Below are 16079 nucleotides of genomic sequence, written 5' to 3'. Positions count from 1 at the left end.
GGTTTAGTCATTCGTACGCCGGTTCTGTGAACTGCTTTTTTTAACACCCACCGGGATTATCTTCCCAGTCAACTTCAAACAAACATGTATCCATTTGCAGCCACAGGGAACACGAAAGAGTCCCTGTATAAAGAAGTCAATTTGCCTGCGGAATTTGAAAGCGTGTTGCTGAACAAGCTTGCAGCGCTTGACCACCGCTACCTCAAAGACCTGAAAATCAATGTAGGTAATGTTTTAAAATCACAGACACTGAACCGCAAGGAGGCATTACTGCTCGCATTGTCGGTCGCTATCAATGAAAAGAATGCGGCGTTGATCGCTGCGCTGGAAGAACTGGCTATCCAGGAAGGCGCCGACGAGAAAGAGATCGCGGAAGTGACAGCTTGTGTTTCACTGATGAACGCCAACAACGTATTCTACCGCTTCCGTCATTTCATGCACAAGGAATTTTACGATAATGCGCCCGCAGGCATCAAAATGAGCATTATGGTAAACCCAGTTTTGGGTAAAGAATTTTTCGAATTGATGAGCCTTGTCGTATCGGCGCTCAATGGTTGCGAGATGTGCGTAACTTCACACGAGCAGTCGGTGCTGAACCACGGCGGTTCGCAGGCACGTATATTCGACGCAGTTAGGCTTGGAGCGATCTTCAAGAGCTTTTCTGTTTTGATATAAAACAAAACTAGCCAGGTCTTGAAGATCTGGCTAGTCCCAAATTATCCATCCTATTTCTCTATTGTTTCTCTTTGGATACTGTATTACCCTACTCCATGTAGCTGATGTAGAAGGAGTTTCGACCCCACATGGTACTAGGCTCGAAATCGACCACCAGTTTGCTTTCATACTCGTCTTCCGAAAAGTGATTGCGCAGTTTCAGCGGAGCTTTGCCACCTTCCCCATTGTAATAGGCGGTCATTTCATACCGTCCCAGGGGAATATCTACCAGGTAGCCGTAAGTCTTCGAATAAGGCTTCCCCGGCTTCATTTTCAAGGTCTTGCCTTTGGACCCATCGATAAGGTCCCCTACCGGTGTAAGCGTAAACTCAATGTTCTCTTCGTCGTAAATGCTACTGTAAAGTGACTTGTTGAGCCCGATCGTGGCGCCGTAGTAGCCCTCGCCTTCGGGGCGCTCGCCGGTGAGTTTCCACTGGAAATTCCGCACGGCCCCGTCGATGCTGAATGCCTCGTACACATCGGGGTCCAGGTCTAGTTCGTAACGGCGGCCGTTATATAGCTTCACAATCTGCGCCGAAGCTGTGAAGGTGCCTACTTTGGGCAGCTGGATTTCATAATTGCCGTTCGCATCGGTATTGCCCAGGGAGTACGATGCATAAATCATGTTATTGTCGATCACCACTTCCACTCCCTTGATCGGGTTACCTTCCGTATCTATGACCTTTCCGGTCGCATAGCCTTTTTTAGGACCTGGCCCATCCGCGGCGGGTTCGTCGTCGGTGGTGCAGGCTACAACGAGACCCATTATCAGGACCCATTGCAGCATTAATACCCACTTTTTCATTACTCGATCTTACGCAATTCGGTTGTGGATGTGCCGTCTTCCCCCTTTTCGATCGATTTCACTATTCCCACGCCAGGCGCAGTCCAGAGTGTTACGTGGACCAGTTCCGTGGTGATTTCCGGCTCGGTTACCTCCGTCTCAAACTTAATGTAAGCCTCATACGAGTATTCCCATTTCGTACAATTGAAATTACCTGCCGGTGTGGTTACCGCTTCCTCGGCAACGGCCTTTCCATTTTTATTAGTCATGCGTGCTTCGAGCTTCCCGAGCACCGAACCTTCATCACCCGCCGGAATTTCCAGCTCCATCGATAGATTAATAGGGTCACTTTTGAATGTGAGCGCGCTGTTGACCTTACCGTTATTTTCCAGATATTGGAACTGCGGGAAGCCTGTTACCTTTATTTTAGAGACGTATGCGACGTCGTTGATCTCGTTGATCAGCTCTTTCAAAGCAACCGGGTAAGGCAGTTCGTTGGTTGTGGTCCCGCCTTTGAAATAGGCTTTCGAAAAAAACGTTTTTTCCTCTTCATTTTCGCGGATAAAGTTGCTGATCGTGTGGACATCGATTCCGGCTGAGTCTTTGGTGCTGACGATCTTGGTAATAATATCGCCGGTTTCACCGTCCGAATCAGTGATTTTGTACGAATAGCTTTTGTCTTTCGACGGGATAAACACTTTTTCGGTACCGCCGCCATCGCCGCCATCAGGATCCGGTTTTTTGTCGTCGTCCTTACAAGCAGTGAAGGACATAGCCAGAACGGCCAGGGCCAATGCAGGTTTCGCAAATCTGCCAATGGCTAGTGAGGGTACTTTAATTTTCATGGCAATTTTAAATTTATAAATAACTAATATTTAAACAATTAACACTAATACTTCTATCACAAACCCACATGCAGCAAGAGTACCACAAAGCCGGTAATACTCAGTAAACCGCGAATATGGATATACTTCATCCATTCGTCCCGGGCGTTGACGTAACCCTGGCGTGTGTTCAGGAGGTCTGCGTTGATCAGCACATTAACCGGCTCACTGCATTTCAATGCAAGTACCAGATCTGCGACCAGCAGCAGAAAGGCGACCAGGACCGGCCCATAGGTGAGCAATCCGCCAGAATTAACCGTCAGGACCAGCCAGGTAAGCATGGTCGCCAATGACGAAACATACAGGGCTTTCAGCGGTCGCCTCACGCGCGGGTCAACGGCTTTGCGCAGCTCGATGAAACTTTCGGGCGAGATATCGAAAAGTGCCTTCCCAAAGCCAACCCGGTAAAAAGCGCCCTGCGCCGCCACAAAGAAGTACAGCACCAGTCCGAGCGACCGCACGATATCCAGGATTTCAATCGATTTCATAAAGTCTGATTGCCGCCTGGCCTGTTGTATCTTTTTCAAGCTCTTTGCGGAGCTTCTCATTGAGGTATTTTCTAACGGAAACCTTCCTGACGTCGAGCAGCACAGGCTCGGTCGTTTCCGACACGAGGTAGTTGCTATGGGCGTAATATCTGACGATCGTCGATTTTTTACCGGGAACCGTTTCCGCCACCCAGAAGCCCTTTTCGGGGAATGGCTGCCGTGCGGAGCGTGCGGCTTTGCTCACGGCCTGGCTTTGTATGCCCGCGGCCGCCAGCAGGCCCGCGAGCATACAATGTGTTATGATTTTCATGGCTACGACGTGTAACTATCCATTCCTAGCACCCTACTCTTTCAGCAGCTTGGCTTGGGCGTTGTCTTTAAACGTGTTGACGGTTTCAACGTCGGCATTAACAGTCCCCTGGTAGTTGACGAAAATACCGTAGCCTCCGCTGTTGGAAATTACCGACTTGCGTATCGCCATGCGCGATTGCCCGCCGTAGATTGCGATGTTGGCTTTCTTACCCGACACGATCGCGATGTTACCTCCCCCTGAAACTTCCGCATTTTCGATCACGTTCTGGTCGCTCGTCGAGAAGCAGAGCATGCCTTTCCAGTAAGCTGCCGTATTTTCGGCCCCGCGGATCACGATTTTATTGGTTTCTGTGCCTACCGCATTGAAATAGCCGTCGTCGATAGTGATAAATCCGGCGCGTCCCACTTCGATGGTCACGCCCGGCAATAGTTTCCAGTTGGCATCGGAAGTGAGATGTTCGAGAATGCGGTAAGGGGTTTTGTCTTTGAAACCTTTCCAGATCACTTCGGCAGCTGCATTCTTAGGTAGCGATGAAGCAAATATTTCTACCACATTACGCCCGTTGCCATTGGTGAATTTCGAGTCGATATCGAGGTTTTTCACATTTTCAGCGCTCAGGAGCAAACCGGCTTCTGTATTGTCTTTAAAATTGTTTTTCTCAAATGCCGCCAGGCTCGCACCCTGCTGAATGTAAAGCCCATATCCTGCATTGACTTCGAAAAGACAGTGTCTGATGTTCACTTCTGCCTGACTGCCAAGTACCGCCATCCCTGCCTTGGTGGTGCTATATAAAGGCTTACTTCCCGCGTGCAACACCTGCACATATTCGAGCGTGTTCGCGCTGCTCGACGAACGGAATGTCACGCCCGACCAGAAACCTTTCGTAGTTTCCTTGCCGATGAAGCGGATAGGTTTTGCCGAATCGCCCTTGGCGATCAGGATGCCGCCGTTGTCGTTGATCTCCAACCGGGTATCACGTGCAAATGCGATCACGACGCCGGGCTTGATTTCGAGCTCCGCGTTCACCGATACATTCGCGTTCACGATGTAATCCGGAATGGCAGGATTGTCGATACGGTCGTTCAAAGTCAGTTTGGCGCGGATGTTGGCATCGATCACGATCGGGTCAATGACCGCCGCGGTGATCAGGACTTTGTCTTTGCTCTGGCCATTGGCGTTGCTGATGGTCAGTTCAACTTCGTACTCACCCGGAACGTCTGCGGTGAAAGTAGGTTTGGCAGTGGCAGCCGAGGCCAGGTTGGCCGTGCTGCCTGCAGGTTTTTTACTGAATGCCCAGCTAAATTCGAACGGCTTATTCTCGCTGTCGGTAGAAGCGCTACCGTCGAGTTTGACAACCGAGCCTGCATTTACATTCTGGTCCGCTCCTGCTTTGGCGGTCAATGTGTTGGATGGTTTTACATCTTCGTCTTCCTTGCAGCTCCCCAGTAACAGGGCAAAGGACAAGGTTGCCCAAAGAATTCTTCTTGCGTTTAACATGGCTAATATTCCAAATGATTTGAATGAATTACATTCCATTTCTCAATGGCGGTGCAATTTTAAATCGATTTGGCGAGCCGGAGAAGGGCCGAAAAGCGAGTGTCGATCAACAGCGGGTTTTGTCGACAAACGCCTTTTGCGGCGCCGTTTAAAAAGTCAGCTTGAATCGGCGTTGGCAGTCGTTACGGAAATTACGACCGATAGGAAGCTCCTTACCGGCAATTTCGAGTTTGTGAGAATGGTAGCTTTCAACCTTGTCGACGGAAACGATAAACGATCGGTGAACGCGGATGAAGGCGTCCTCCGGAAGGAGTTCTTCCAAAAGGCTGATCTTCTGTTTTGAAACAAGTGCCTTGTCTTTCAAAACAACCTTGATATAGTCCCGCAAACTTTCGATCCAGTAGATGTCGTTGACGTTTACCTTCACCATCTTGCGGTCAATTTTTAAATACAAAAACACATCCTGGCTTACCGGCGCGGCCTTTTGCGCTACCGAAACAGATTGGTTCGTCATATTCAATCCCGTAAATACCTTATCCATCGCACGCAAAAAACGTTCGAACGGAATGGGTTTCAGCAGATAGTCGACGGCATTAAGGTCAAAGCCTTCGACGGCATAATCCTGATAAGCCGTCGTAAAGACAACCTTGGGTGGATTTTTAAGACTTCTCAGCAAATCGGTCCCTTTGAGTCCGGGCATTTTCACATCAAGGAACATCAGGTCTATTTTCTGTTGCTGCAAAACCTGGAATGCATGAATGGCATCCTGGCAGCGCGCCGCAACTTCGATCTCCGTAAAATTGGCGAGGTAGTTGTCCAATACTTCGATAGCGTGGGGCTCATCGTCCACCAGAATGGCTTTCAACTTCATAAATATCAGATTTCCAAACGTTTGTCAAGGTCAATTTCCAGGATCACGGCGAATACATCCTCCTCATCCATAATTTTCAGGTTATGGGCCGAAGGGTAGAGGATTTCGAGCCGTTTGCGCACGTTCGCCAGGCCTATGCTCACGTGGTGCGGGCGGTCGTCCTGCACGGCCGTTTCCGGTTTGCTGTTCGAGATTTTAAACTTCAATGCATTGTTCTTCACACGCAAATCCATATTGATCCACGCCTGGCCGATCTGCTCGCTGGCGCCGTGCTTGAATGCATTCTCCACGAGCGGTAATATCAGCAACGGCGCGATCCTGTATTCCGGAGATAAACCATTGATACTGAAATTAATATCGAGCCGCTCCTCATACCTTATTTTTTCAAGCTCAATATAACTTTTGAGAATACTGATATCCCGTTCCAGCTGCACGATCTCCGTATTAGCCTCATAAAGCATATACCGCAATATCTCCGCCAGCCCCATGACCACACCCGGCGACTGCGGGGATTGTTTCAGGGTCAATGCATATAAATTATTGAGTGTGTTGAATAAAAAATGCGGGTGCAGCTGCCCTTTCAGAAAGTTAAGCTCCGCTTCGATCGCCGCCTGCCGCCTGTCGAACCACATTTTGAAAAACTTCACCGACAATGCGATCCAAACGAAAATATTGGTCTGCTCGAATGCGCTGATCAGGTAAGTAGGCTTGGCAAGCTGTTGCCGGAAAGTGCCTTCCAGCTTGCGCCAAACGAACGTCGGATCGTTCTTTTTTACTGCATTATAAATAATCGGATCGGCGACGAGAATCTCCATCAACCTGAATGCCAGTGTAGAACCGGCGACAATCAGCAGAAACAGAACCACGAACTGCACATACTTCTTACGGTCAAAATACCGTGGGATGATCACGTAGGCGATCAGGTAGAAATAGCCGATATGGATGGGCATGAATAAAGCTACAATGCCGATCGTCAGCCAATAATCGGGCATGCCTGCACCGTAAATAATTGTCAGGATCGTCAATACGGCGAGCCAGAACAGGATGTGCAGTAAGATTCTTTGATGCCTGGGGTAATTCAGTACCGGGGAAACAGGGCGCATGTAACAAAGATAACGATTTCAAAAGCCAATACGGGCTTTGAAAAGCATTGTCGACCAATGTCATACTATTGTCGACGAACGGCATCAAACAGGTACTCCTGCGGGTAATCCTTTGTTGTACAGACAAAATATCTTCCTTAACCGGTGAATCACAGGGCCGTCACTTCATAATACGTCTATATCCAGCATTTGAAAGATAAAATATCCAAATTAAGGCCTCAAACCAGAATTTGTATCTGCAAATATTCCCTCTGGTGGTTTTTCTACTTAGTTTTGTACTAAAATCAAGATATTAACTAAACTGTAAAATAATGGCAACGTCAACCGAAACGTACATCCCGTACAAGGTAAAAGACATCTCGCTGGCCGAATGGGGCCGTAAAGAAATCACATTGGCAGAAGCTGAAATGCCTGGTTTGATGGCGATCCGTGCTGAATACGGTCCTTCGCAGCCATTGGCAGGTGCGCGTGTTGCGGGTTGCTTGCACATGACGATCCAGACAGCCGTTCTGATCGAAACGCTTACAGCGCTGGGTGCTGAGGTTACCTGGTCTTCATGTAACATCTTCTCTACCCAGGACCATGCAGCGGCGGCTATCGCAGCAGCGGGAATCCCTGTTTACGCCTGGAAAGGAATGAACGAAGAGGAATTCAACTGGTGTATCGAGCAGACTTTGTTCTTCGGTGAAGACCGCAAGCCGCTCAACATGATCCTCGACGACGGTGGTGACCTTACCAACATGGTATTTGACGAATATCCTGAGTTGATCGACGGTATCAAAGGTCTTTCGGAAGAAACTACAACCGGTGTTCACCGTTTGTACGAGCGCTACAAAAACGGAACGCTTCACCTGCCTTCCATCAACGTAAACGACTCGGTTACCAAATCTAAATTCGATAACAAATACGGCTGCCGCGAGTCACTGGTTGACTCTATCCGCCGCGCAACCGACCTTATGCTGGCTGGTAAAGTAGCAGTAGTAGCAGGTTACGGCGATGTGGGTAAAGGTTCTGCCGAATCGCTTCGTGGAGCAGGCTGCCGCGTACTCGTTACTGAAATCGACCCAATCTGCGCATTGCAGGCTGCTATGGACGGTTTCGAAGTAGTAACCATGGACGAAGCTGCCGACCGCGCTAACATCTTCGTTACTGCAACTGGTAACTACAAAATCATCACCGACCGTCATTTCCTTAAAATGCGTGACAAAGCGGTGGTTTGTAACATCGGTCACTTCGATAACGAAATCGACATGGCCTGGTTGAACAAATCTTACGGCCACACCAAATCGCAGATCAAACCGCAGGTTGACATCTACAACGTGGAAGGCAAGGACATCATCGTATTGGCAGAAGGCCGTCTGGTGAACCTGGGCTGCGCGATGGGGCACCCGTCATTCGTAATGTCCTGCTCTTTCTCGAACCAGACCCTGGCTCAGATCGAACTTTGGACTAACACGGCTGCTTACGAGAAGAAAGTATACGTTCTTCCAAAAGCGCTTGACGAAAAGGTAGCTGCATTGCACCTCTCACACGTAGGCGCGAAACTGGATGCCTTGACGGAAGAGCAGGCTGCTTACATCGGCGTATCCGTAGAAGGTCCTTTCAAAGCGGAGACTTACCGGTATTAATTTTATTGGATTGAAATTGAAAAGACCCTGCGGCGAAAGTCTGCGGGGTCTTTTTTTGCTTAAAAAATAACTCTTCTGCTGCCCAAGGGCTTCCCGGGCATCGCTTCATTACTTTCTTTGCTGCACCTTCAATTGACCCGACTCGACCCAATCCCGCCTGGAATGGGTCGCTGAATTGCGATGAATACGCGGGAGATAAAAGCATATTACTAATGCGGCTGCTCCGTCGAATTAATAAGCGGCCCGATTTCTTCGGACGGGTAAAGAACTCGGAAGTATGGCATTGCTTGCAAACATACCTCTTAAGAAAAATGGCCTGCTGACAAGTTCCTTTTTACCGCAAGCTATTCAAGCTCTACCAGTTGCCAAATGCATTTCTTATAGTCGGTGAGCGCCCCTATGTTCGATCTGGTTCAAAATCCATTTTATCTAACGTAAACAGTATGATTATGAAACTATTTCGAAACACACCATTTTTCATTCAAAGCATCCTCGTCGCAGGCATGCTGAGCGCTTGCCAGAACGAGAACAACATGCCGGTGGCGCCGCAGGTACCATCAGCACCATCAGACCAAAACGCAAGAACTTCGGTAGCAACTGGTGCACTGATTAAGGACGGCAATACCGATCTGGCATATAGCAGCCAATATCAAACTCTTCTTTCGAAGGAAACTCATGCGAATTGCTATTATGAATTCACCTACGCACCACAACTGATTACGGCCAAAGGGTATAAATATGGTAACCCATCAACAGAGTGCAAATACATCCTCGATCCGTATGGACGTTGTGTTCAGTCTGCCACATATTGGGAAACATATATATACGAATACAATGCGAGTGGTCAGCTCACAGGCTTCTACAATAAAAACCAGCCGAATGAGCGGAGAGAACTTTCATATGCCGCAGATGCTAATGGCTGGAAAAAATCCCTGAGCCAAGTGACATTCTATAACGAGTCGGGCGTAAAAACGAAGGAACTAAAATTCAGCTACGGTACAGCAGCAGGACTTATTCCGGACAAGCATCCTTTAACTCCGGACATTCTTCCGGCCGAAGTCAGCAAGTACCTACCGATATTTGGGAATTTCAATACTAATCTCGTGAAAGTCCTGATTGAAGACAAATACCTCGCGAATGGGCAGAAAGCGTCAAGTAACACCTATATGTATAGCTATACTTTTGATTATGCAGGTAGGGTTAACAATATTACTATGAAGAAAACCAATGGTACGCTGGTCTCCTCCACTGACAGAAAATACTTTGTACCGACGTATAAATTTTAGCGAAAGCACCCGTCGCGAGTAACGACCGGCCTACGCTCATTGCGGGCCGGTCTTTTTTATGAGTTAAATTCAAAATCACGCCTCAGGCTTGCCTGGCGCCGGCGGAACCAGGTCAATTGGCCTCGCTGGCGTTGGGAAAGAGATATTGTTATCGTCGAATATCCGTTTCACCACTTTCATAGCCGCGCTTTTCGCTGGTCCCGGCCCGATTTTGTCCTGTCTGATCCAGAACAGGATTTCAAAATCAATGCTCTTTTCCGTGAAACGCGTGAAGTTAAATTCTACCGTTTTCAATGGGTCGATGAAATCCAGCTTTTTAACGACGCTTAATGCGAGGTTTTCTACCAATGCGAGGTCGTCCCGGTAACCGATGCTGCCTTCCATCCGTACACGTCTGTCACCCGAATGCGTGAAATTCACGATGGGCTTCTGAAAAATATCCTTGCTTGGCAATTCCACCTGTTGTCCTTCGAAGTTATCCAGCTTCACCGATCGCAACCCGATCGACAGCACTTTGCCTGTGTAGCCATTCGTTTCGATAATATCTCCTACCTGAATAGGCCGTTGGATGGCGATGAATGCGCCGGAAATAAAGTTGGTCGTAAGGTCCTGGAATGCAAAACCCAGCGCCAATGCAAGTACCCCCGCGCCTGCGAGCAGTGAAGTTACCGTTTTATCTAATCCCAGAACACCCAATGCAAAGAAGAAACCGGTGGTGATGATTGAAATACGGGTAATGGTTGAAATCAACCCTACTAGTGCCACATTCTGCGAAGCGTGCCCCAATATGCGTTCAATAAACTTTCCGCCAAGCCTTGATAATATCCGGAATACAACCAGGATTATAACGGCAATAAGCAAATTGGGCAACAAGCGGTAAGCTTCCACCGTCCATCGGTCGACCTTTACGGCAATGGGATCTACTATTTTTGAAATTTGTGCGAAAATCATATTTGGTTATAACTGCCCGGGATCGGCTTCCCGGCGCATTCTAAACAGGCCTTGGCCGGAAAATGTTGTATGGAGTACAAAAATAACGAGCGGGGCCCGGATTAGATCCAGGCCCCGCCGCTTTTTACTGTCTGCGAATCAAAGGCGGTCGAGCAGCTCTTTTTTCTTTGCGCTAAATTCCGCCTCGGAAATCTGTCCTTTTTCAAAAAGAATATTCAGCTTTTCAATCGTAGCTATTACAATATCCTGCGGGCTTTTATCGTTGGATCGCAAATCGGCATTCGACGTGACATCGTAGGCCATCTCGGGGGTTGCCTGCCTGGGTGCGTCCGGATCCGAGACCACCTGCAGTTCCGACAGATCTACCTGCCCTTCCTGACTGGTAAACCGGTACGAGCTGGTCGCTCCCTGCTGTTGGGAAACACCGGTAATCTGATGATGCTTCGTGTCGTAGATCGTCCGTTTTCCACCCTCCTCGATCACCAACCTGTGCACAGGAGCGAAATAGGCATAACGGAAATTGTTTTGCGAGCCGCTGGATGTCGGATTTCCAAAAACAGTTGGCCATGAACCTCCCGGGCGAGCAAAGGAGGCATTTTTTTGCGCCATCGGCCGATTTGCGGGCTCGTCGGTATCCTCGTACAGCACCGTAGTAGTGACCAGTCCGGCCAGCTCATTACAAAGCTGGTCGACGGTGGTTTTCAGCGAGCTATTGAACATATCCCCTACCATGGTCATCCCGCCCTTCATCCACTGCCCTGCGCCTCCCAGCTCAGGCAAGTTGAATTGCGCCATGGTGCCATTGCCCTGGACGATCGCTTTTAAGAGCATCCCCACCGTTTCGGGCTTCAAATTATATCGGTCAGCAATAGCATTCACTTTCTGCTGTCCGTCTTTGCTTAATGTTTTCATGATTTCCATTTTTAGCTACAACCACAAAAACAGTGCCATTACGCTAAAAAATACCGCAGACTTATCGAGCCCGGCCACTCACGCATTTGATTTCGGTCGACTTCTACATTGCGCCTATGTTTGATCCGACAGAAGTCAAAATGTCAAATCACTTAACACAAAACGTTATGAAACAACTTACTGCAACAGGAAACCTGCTAAAAGGGCTGGTACTGGCTGCGCTGCTGACCGGATGCCAGAATGACGACGTTGTTACGCATAATTCGCAGACCGACGCTACGGCCCATGACCGCAATGCCAAAACCATCTTTACGCCACAGCTGCTAAAAGAAGGTGCGAACGAACTGGAATATTACGGAGATTATGATTTGAACAGGGGCAAGCTTAAAAAACTCACCAATGTACCTGAGGGGGCGTATACTGAATATCAATACAACGGGCAAACTATCGTAGCGCAACGCCGTCACATTTCAACGAATGCCCTTGTCTATCAGGTCACCTATCAACTGGATGCTTCGGGCCGGTGCATCGAAAGCCTAAGCTCCGAAACGAACAAACCATTGAAATATGAATATGGGCAGTTGGGCAGGTTGGTGAAGGTTTACAACAAGAATAATCCCAACGAGCGCATGGAGTTCCAATATGCCCAGAGTAATGCTCCACTACTAAATCAAATCAACTTTTTTGACCAGGGAAATACGCCTACGAAGGAGGTCACCTACAACTATTCCGTTCAGGGAGGAGGCCAGCTGGAAAACAAATACCCTACTAATCCAGATGCACTGGGCATTACAAGTAAATACCTGCCCCTATTCGGAGTTTTTCATTCAAACCTACCGACATTGGAAGGAATAAAAAGTCTTCCCTGGAACGGCGCGCCGTTTCCCGGAAACAATTTCGCATATAGCTTCAATTCTAACGGCTATGCTAAAACAATTACTGCGAACTCCACTATGACCAACTCATCGGTCACCACAAGCCGCACCTACTCCTCTCCAAAATTATAACCCAGGTTTAATAGCCTCTCTTAAGCCGAAAGCTTATTCAACCAGTCCGCTCACCCATCGGATTACTGGGATAATAAACACCACCTCTATGTTTGAAACGGTAATTTTTACTCACACATTTAATCATTAATGATTATGAAAAAACTGAACATTGCAGGACAAGTTTTAAAGGCCATGGTATTTGCAGGCCTGCTGGCCGGTTGCCAAAATCAGGACCAGGTATCTCCAGCTGATAGTGCCACTTCCACAATCAGCGACCAAAATGCAAAAACAAACGCAGAGCTCAAATTAGTAAAGGATGGGGCGACAATACTGCAGTACATTAAGTCGGGAAGGTTTTTGGGTTACCTCTCAAAAGTCTCCGAAGTCTCTTGCTACACCATCTACTCGTACGACGACAGCACCGGCGATCTCTGGATCACCAGCAAGCAATACAGCAAATCGTCGAATACTTTGATTAAAGAAGTCAAATATAAAATCTCCAACAAAAGGTGCATTAAAAGTATTGATATCACCAATAACCGCACGTCCGAATACAAGTATAATGAGGTCGGCCGTCTGGATGAAGTTAATATATCGGGCGGAGGAGTTTCCCAAAAGAAAGTGTTTAAATATGAGTATATTCCCGCTACCGGTGCGGAACGCTTGAGCGACATAACGACATCAACTCCAGTAGGGGAATTCCAACGTGTAAACTATTTTTACACCGTAGGCGATCAACCTTCCAAGCAGGACAAATACTTCCTTAATCCCGAAAATTCCGGTTTCGATAAATACCTGACCATTTTTGGAAAATTCAGTGATGCATTAGTGCTAAGAGCGCAAATTACACCACTTCCATATACCAACCAGTCGAAACCATTTTTCCAATACTATTATGGACTTGACTATAATGGCTATGTCAGTTCAATAACAAAAGAATACTACCCACTGGGATATGGTTACAATGCTGGCAAGCAAACTAGTTACAATCTGCTAACATTTTCGAGCCAATGGGCGGGATTGTAGGATAATATATTTGTAAACTCAATTAGGAAAGAGGCTGCTATTCAGAAGCCTCTTTTTTATAACCCTACATTCAACGGCGCACACCGTAGTCAAACGAATAGGGCCGTCTCGCCAACGGTCCTATTCTATTATTTCCCTGCCCTCAAAATCATCGCCCACTTTCGCTCCAATTCCTCGTTCTCATTTACCCCCTTCTGCTGTTCTGCCATCGTTTCCGCCAACCGCTGCCTGTCAGAGGTCAATGGATGCGTGCTTAGCAGTTTGAGGCTTCCAACATCCCCGTGCGCGCTTTTAAGCGTTTGAAATAGGTCGACGAAACCTTCCAGACTAATGCCGTTGCTTTGAAGAACATCCATTCCCTTGCGGTCGGCTTCCGTTTCCAGTTCGCGGGAGTATGTGAGGTTGGCGAGCATATTGGAATTATCAGCGAGGACGGTGGCGACACCATTGATGTCGTTCAGGAGCAACGAAAGAAAGAGGTAACCGCCCAGGCTCCGGAAAATGTTGCGCAACGAGTGCCTGTAATGCACGTGCGACACTTCATGCGCGAGCAGTGCGGCAAGTTCTTCCTTCGTTTTCATTTTACGAAGAATACCGTCGAATACCACGATGTTGCCGCCAGGCAGCGCGAATGCGTTGGCGTCTTTTTCCTTCACCACCGTCACACGGATCGGGTACTCGGTTTTGAAATCGATGGCTTTGGCAAAATCATTCACGCGGGCAGTTAGCTGGTCGTCCACGTCGTAGGCGAGGATCATATTATCGTACATGGTTTCACCCATTTTAGTCTCCGCGCTCACGGGTATGCGGGCGGCCACAGCTCCGGCCAACCAGGGGAGTCCAAACCAGTAACCGAGACCAAGCAGCATTAAAACGACCAACGCAACCCCTGCAATAGTTGCATTGTTCAGCTTGAAAATGTCTGTGACACGCCTTTTGAAGAATATCTTTTCAGGATATTGCTTTTTGAGCATTGTCGGCAGGTTTTCGTCCTTCGCCTCAATAGTTTGCCGCGGAAATTCTCCGTACCGAAAAATATAGAGGTTGCTGAAATTCTCGTCTGTTACAATGCCGGGCAGTGTCCATCGCACCGAAGTGAGCTCACCTGAGGGGTCCAGGTAATGAATGAGCCAGTGATCGGGCATAAGGGTGAGCGTCGCGTCGTGCGCGATGGACAGTCTTCCGTCGTGATAACGGACACTAAAATTGTACATGAAGCAATAGTCGGTTAAACAATCCCAATATCGATCATATCCGCGAGATCTTCGCCGGTTGCATCGGTATAATCGGCCTCGGTTTGAGCGATTGCGTTAACATCGAGCGGTCCATCGATATGGATATTGGAAAATACAAAATGCATTGCGCGCACGATCGCCCAGGGAGTGGCCAGACCAAGGCTCAGCACGATGATCAGCATATTTATTACGATCAGCTTGAAATAGCCGCCAGCGGTCGCTGTCGAACGGAAAGTCAGCCGCGTTTCGCCCTGGTACATTCGGATATTGTTCACGTAATAGCCGAAAAGGTCTTTTACCCACCAGAACGAATAAATACCCAGCGTGATCAGTGACAGAAAATAGCCTTTTACATTCAGCCAGAAAAAAGCTGCTCCTTCGCCTTCGTACGAGAATGTGATATTCCCGAAGCGCAAGTGTTTGAAGATATATTTCCGGATTTCGATAACAAACCATGCACCATAAATGCCCAACGTACACAGCGTGATAAGACTGCCTACAATAAACATGTTCAGAAACTCCTTTTTATCTCCGCGGTAGCCAAAATGGATTCCCCGCCACGACGACCGGGATGTTCTGTAACGAAGTGCGCCGTGAATGGCAATGGGTATCAACAGCAGAAATCCGATATAAAAGACAGCGGCGCCGATCAGCGTGATGGTCGTGTTGTTTGTTACAATTCCACCCAGCAAAATGCAATAGAGGCCCAGGAAAATCCCGATCGCTTTGATAAAACCGATAAACATTTCCTTGCCGGTTCCATGAAATGTAAAACGGCTTCCTTCGAATTCGGATTCCTCATACATGTATTTCAGCAAAGCGGCTCTTGCCCATGGATAGTAGAGTCCGAGCGTAACAAGTGTCAAAAGAATATTGACGATGTAAATACCGAATAGTTTGGCCCCCTCTCCGTAGAAGGTAACCTGGCGGGTTTCGTGCTGTTCCATTTAGTTAGATTTGAATTTGAAGAATGTCAAATATAAAAATTTCAACCCGCTAATAAATTAATCTACCATTAACAGACACAAAAACAAGTAGGGGATTTATCATCCGGCACAGTTATTTTACCAAAACATTCATATTTCATTTCATCAAACAACTGGAAATCATGGATATTTATCAATTGGCCAACGAATACCTGGATGCTATCGATGGAGGGGGCGATCCGGGCGGTCCGCGTGAGACGCCTCCATTCGATCCCCGACCGGAAGTCCCTTCACCGGACGTGCCGGAAGAAACCCCGCCCTTTGAGCAAGAACCCGAAACGCCCCCGGTAGAACCTCAACCCGAACTACCAGCGACAGAGCCCGTCGTGCCGGAAGTAGAGCCGCTACCCGGTGAAGAGCCTGGAATACCGGCTTTTAAGTGATGAAATTTACAAAACGTCGCATTTCAAGT

Annotated in this window: 17 protein-coding genes; 6 read left to right on the top strand and 11 right to left on the bottom strand. The window is 48.0% G+C overall.

What is annotated here, in order from left to right:
* Positions 1 to 84: 84 nt before the first annotated feature.
* A complete protein-coding gene (locus AAHB90_RS28075) occupies positions 85 to 675 on the top strand; it encodes a carboxymuconolactone decarboxylase family protein (protein WP_342088584.1) in 591 nt (196 codons plus the stop codon).
* Between the two features lie 88 nt (positions 676 to 763).
* Here AAHB90_RS28075 and AAHB90_RS28070 read toward each other — a convergent pair whose 3' ends face one another.
* The 7 genes from AAHB90_RS28070 to AAHB90_RS28040 all read right to left on the bottom strand — a co-directional run bounded on the left by AAHB90_RS28070 (position 764) and on the right by AAHB90_RS28040 (position 6654).
* Positions 764 to 1519 carry a carboxypeptidase regulatory-like domain-containing protein gene (locus tag AAHB90_RS28070; protein WP_342088583.1) on the bottom strand — a complete coding sequence of 252 codons (756 nt, stop codon included), beginning with the start codon at positions 1517 to 1519 and terminating at the stop codon, positions 764 to 766.
* Positions 1519 to 2343, bottom strand: a complete 825-nt coding sequence (locus tag AAHB90_RS28065; protein ID WP_342088582.1) for a TapB family protein — start codon at positions 2341 to 2343, stop codon at positions 1519 to 1521. Before AAHB90_RS28065 ends, AAHB90_RS28070 begins: the two co-directional genes overlap by 1 nt.
* Before the next feature lie 56 nt (positions 2344 to 2399).
* Positions 2400 to 2870 (bottom strand): hypothetical protein, encoded by a 471-nt coding sequence (locus AAHB90_RS28060; RefSeq protein ID WP_342088581.1) that lies wholly within the window; start codon positions 2868 to 2870, stop codon positions 2400 to 2402.
* On the bottom strand, positions 2857 to 3180 hold the full coding sequence (locus tag AAHB90_RS28055) for a hypothetical protein (protein WP_342088579.1): 324 nt from the start codon (positions 3178 to 3180) through the stop codon (positions 2857 to 2859). The genes AAHB90_RS28060 and AAHB90_RS28055 overlap by 14 nt, the downstream gene beginning before the upstream one ends.
* 33 nt (positions 3181 to 3213) lie before the next feature.
* A complete protein-coding gene (locus AAHB90_RS28050; RefSeq protein ID WP_342088578.1) occupies positions 3214 to 4680 on the bottom strand; it encodes a PKD domain-containing protein in 1467 nt (488 codons plus the stop codon).
* A gap of 148 nt (positions 4681 to 4828) precedes the next feature.
* Positions 4829 to 5551 (bottom strand): LytR/AlgR family response regulator transcription factor, encoded by a 723-nt coding sequence (locus AAHB90_RS28045; protein ID WP_342088577.1) that lies wholly within the window; start codon positions 5549 to 5551, stop codon positions 4829 to 4831.
* Between the two features lie 5 nt (positions 5552 to 5556).
* Complete coding sequence (locus AAHB90_RS28040; RefSeq protein WP_342088576.1) at positions 5557 to 6654, bottom strand: sensor histidine kinase; 1098 nt, start codon at positions 6652 to 6654, stop codon at positions 5557 to 5559.
* A gap of 311 nt (positions 6655 to 6965) precedes the next feature.
* Between AAHB90_RS28040 and ahcY the strand changes: the two genes are divergently transcribed.
* Together ahcY and AAHB90_RS28030 are read left to right on the top strand one after the other, a co-directional pair.
* Complete coding sequence (gene ahcY, locus AAHB90_RS28035) at positions 6966 to 8282, top strand: adenosylhomocysteinase (protein WP_342088575.1); 1317 nt, start codon at positions 6966 to 6968, stop codon at positions 8280 to 8282.
* Positions 8283 to 8731: 449 nt separating this feature from the next.
* A complete protein-coding gene (locus AAHB90_RS28030) occupies positions 8732 to 9568 on the top strand; it encodes a hypothetical protein (RefSeq protein ID WP_342088574.1) in 837 nt (278 codons plus the stop codon).
* Positions 9569 to 9643: 75 nt separating this feature from the next.
* Here the strand turns inward: AAHB90_RS28030 and AAHB90_RS28025 are convergent, their stop codons facing one another.
* The gene (locus AAHB90_RS28025; RefSeq protein WP_342088573.1) at positions 9644 to 10519 is read right to left on the bottom strand and encodes a mechanosensitive ion channel family protein; all 876 of its coding nucleotides are present in this window, start codon (positions 10517 to 10519) and stop codon (positions 9644 to 9646) included.
* A 138-nt stretch (positions 10520 to 10657) separates the two neighbouring features.
* Positions 10658 to 11431: an SHOCT domain-containing protein gene (locus tag AAHB90_RS28020; RefSeq protein WP_342088572.1), complete on the bottom strand. Its 774-nt coding sequence runs from the start codon at positions 11429 to 11431 to the stop codon at positions 10658 to 10660.
* A gap of 167 nt (positions 11432 to 11598) precedes the next feature.
* On the opposite strand from AAHB90_RS28020, the gene AAHB90_RS28015 reads away from it, so the two are divergent.
* Positions 11599 to 12438, top strand: a complete 840-nt coding sequence (locus AAHB90_RS28015; protein ID WP_342088571.1) for a hypothetical protein — start codon at positions 11599 to 11601, stop codon at positions 12436 to 12438.
* Between the two features lie 135 nt (positions 12439 to 12573).
* A complete protein-coding gene (locus AAHB90_RS28010) occupies positions 12574 to 13446 on the top strand; it encodes a hypothetical protein (RefSeq protein WP_342088570.1) in 873 nt (290 codons plus the stop codon).
* A gap of 128 nt (positions 13447 to 13574) precedes the next feature.
* Here AAHB90_RS28010 and AAHB90_RS28005 read toward each other — a convergent pair whose 3' ends face one another.
* Both AAHB90_RS28005 and AAHB90_RS28000 read right to left on the bottom strand, forming a co-directional pair.
* The gene (locus AAHB90_RS28005; protein ID WP_342088569.1) at positions 13575 to 14660 is read right to left on the bottom strand and encodes a M48 family metallopeptidase; all 1086 of its coding nucleotides are present in this window, start codon (positions 14658 to 14660) and stop codon (positions 13575 to 13577) included.
* Between the two features lie 14 nt (positions 14661 to 14674).
* Positions 14675 to 15628, bottom strand: a complete 954-nt coding sequence (locus AAHB90_RS28000; protein ID WP_342088568.1) for a YjgN family protein — start codon at positions 15626 to 15628, stop codon at positions 14675 to 14677.
* Positions 15629 to 15789: 161 nt separating this feature from the next.
* Here AAHB90_RS28000 and AAHB90_RS27995 point away from each other — a divergent pair, with 161 nt between their 5' ends.
* Entirely contained in the window at positions 15790 to 16050 is a 261-nt protein-coding gene (locus AAHB90_RS27995) for a filamentous hemagglutinin (RefSeq protein ID WP_342088567.1), read from the top strand.
* The last annotated feature ends 29 nt before the right edge of the window (positions 16051 to 16079 follow it).

The organism is Dyadobacter sp. OTU695 (assembly GCF_038440355.1).
In the GTDB taxonomy this organism is placed as follows: Bacteria; Bacteroidota; Bacteroidia; order Cytophagales; family Spirosomataceae; genus Dyadobacter.
This window is presented reverse-complemented; position numbering and strand designations above follow the sequence as displayed.

What these genes read in the sequence shown, in the direction of transcription:
- AAHB90_RS28075 (WP_342088584.1), top strand. Translation starts at nt 85, where the DNA reads ATGTATCCATTTGCAGCCACAGGGAACACGAAAGAGTCCCTGTATAAA.
- AAHB90_RS28070 (WP_342088583.1), bottom strand. Translation starts at nt 1,519, where the DNA reads ATGAAAAAGTGGGTATTAATGCTGCAATGGGTCCTGATAATGGGTCTC.
- AAHB90_RS28065 (WP_342088582.1), bottom strand. Translation starts at nt 2,343, where the DNA reads ATGAAAATTAAAGTACCCTCACTAGCCATTGGCAGATTTGCGAAACCT.
- AAHB90_RS28060 (WP_342088581.1), bottom strand. Translation starts at nt 2,870, where the DNA reads ATGAAATCGATTGAAATCCTGGATATCGTGCGGTCGCTCGGACTGGTG.
- AAHB90_RS28055 (WP_342088579.1), bottom strand. Translation starts at nt 3,180, where the DNA reads ATGAAAATCATAACACATTGTATGCTCGCGGGCCTGCTGGCGGCCGCG.
- AAHB90_RS28050 (WP_342088578.1), bottom strand. Translation starts at nt 4,680, where the DNA reads ATGTTAAACGCAAGAAGAATTCTTTGGGCAACCTTGTCCTTTGCCCTG.
- AAHB90_RS28045 (WP_342088577.1), bottom strand. Translation starts at nt 5,551, where the DNA reads ATGAAGTTGAAAGCCATTCTGGTGGACGATGAGCCCCACGCTATCGAA.
- AAHB90_RS28040 (WP_342088576.1), bottom strand. Translation starts at nt 6,654, where the DNA reads ATGCGCCCTGTTTCCCCGGTACTGAATTACCCCAGGCATCAAAGAATC.
- ahcY (WP_342088575.1), top strand. Translation starts at nt 6,966, where the DNA reads ATGGCAACGTCAACCGAAACGTACATCCCGTACAAGGTAAAAGACATC.
- AAHB90_RS28030 (WP_342088574.1), top strand. Translation starts at nt 8,732, where the DNA reads ATGAAACTATTTCGAAACACACCATTTTTCATTCAAAGCATCCTCGTC.
- AAHB90_RS28025 (WP_342088573.1), bottom strand. Translation starts at nt 10,519, where the DNA reads ATGATTTTCGCACAAATTTCAAAAATAGTAGATCCCATTGCCGTAAAG.
- AAHB90_RS28020 (WP_342088572.1), bottom strand. Translation starts at nt 11,431, where the DNA reads ATGAAAACATTAAGCAAAGACGGACAGCAGAAAGTGAATGCTATTGCT.
- AAHB90_RS28015 (WP_342088571.1), top strand. Translation starts at nt 11,599, where the DNA reads ATGAAACAACTTACTGCAACAGGAAACCTGCTAAAAGGGCTGGTACTG.
- AAHB90_RS28010 (WP_342088570.1), top strand. Translation starts at nt 12,574, where the DNA reads ATGAAAAAACTGAACATTGCAGGACAAGTTTTAAAGGCCATGGTATTT.
- AAHB90_RS28005 (WP_342088569.1), bottom strand. Translation starts at nt 14,660, where the DNA reads ATGTACAATTTTAGTGTCCGTTATCACGACGGAAGACTGTCCATCGCG.
- AAHB90_RS28000 (WP_342088568.1), bottom strand. Translation starts at nt 15,628, where the DNA reads ATGGAACAGCACGAAACCCGCCAGGTTACCTTCTACGGAGAGGGGGCC.
- AAHB90_RS27995 (WP_342088567.1), top strand. Translation starts at nt 15,790, where the DNA reads ATGGATATTTATCAATTGGCCAACGAATACCTGGATGCTATCGATGGA.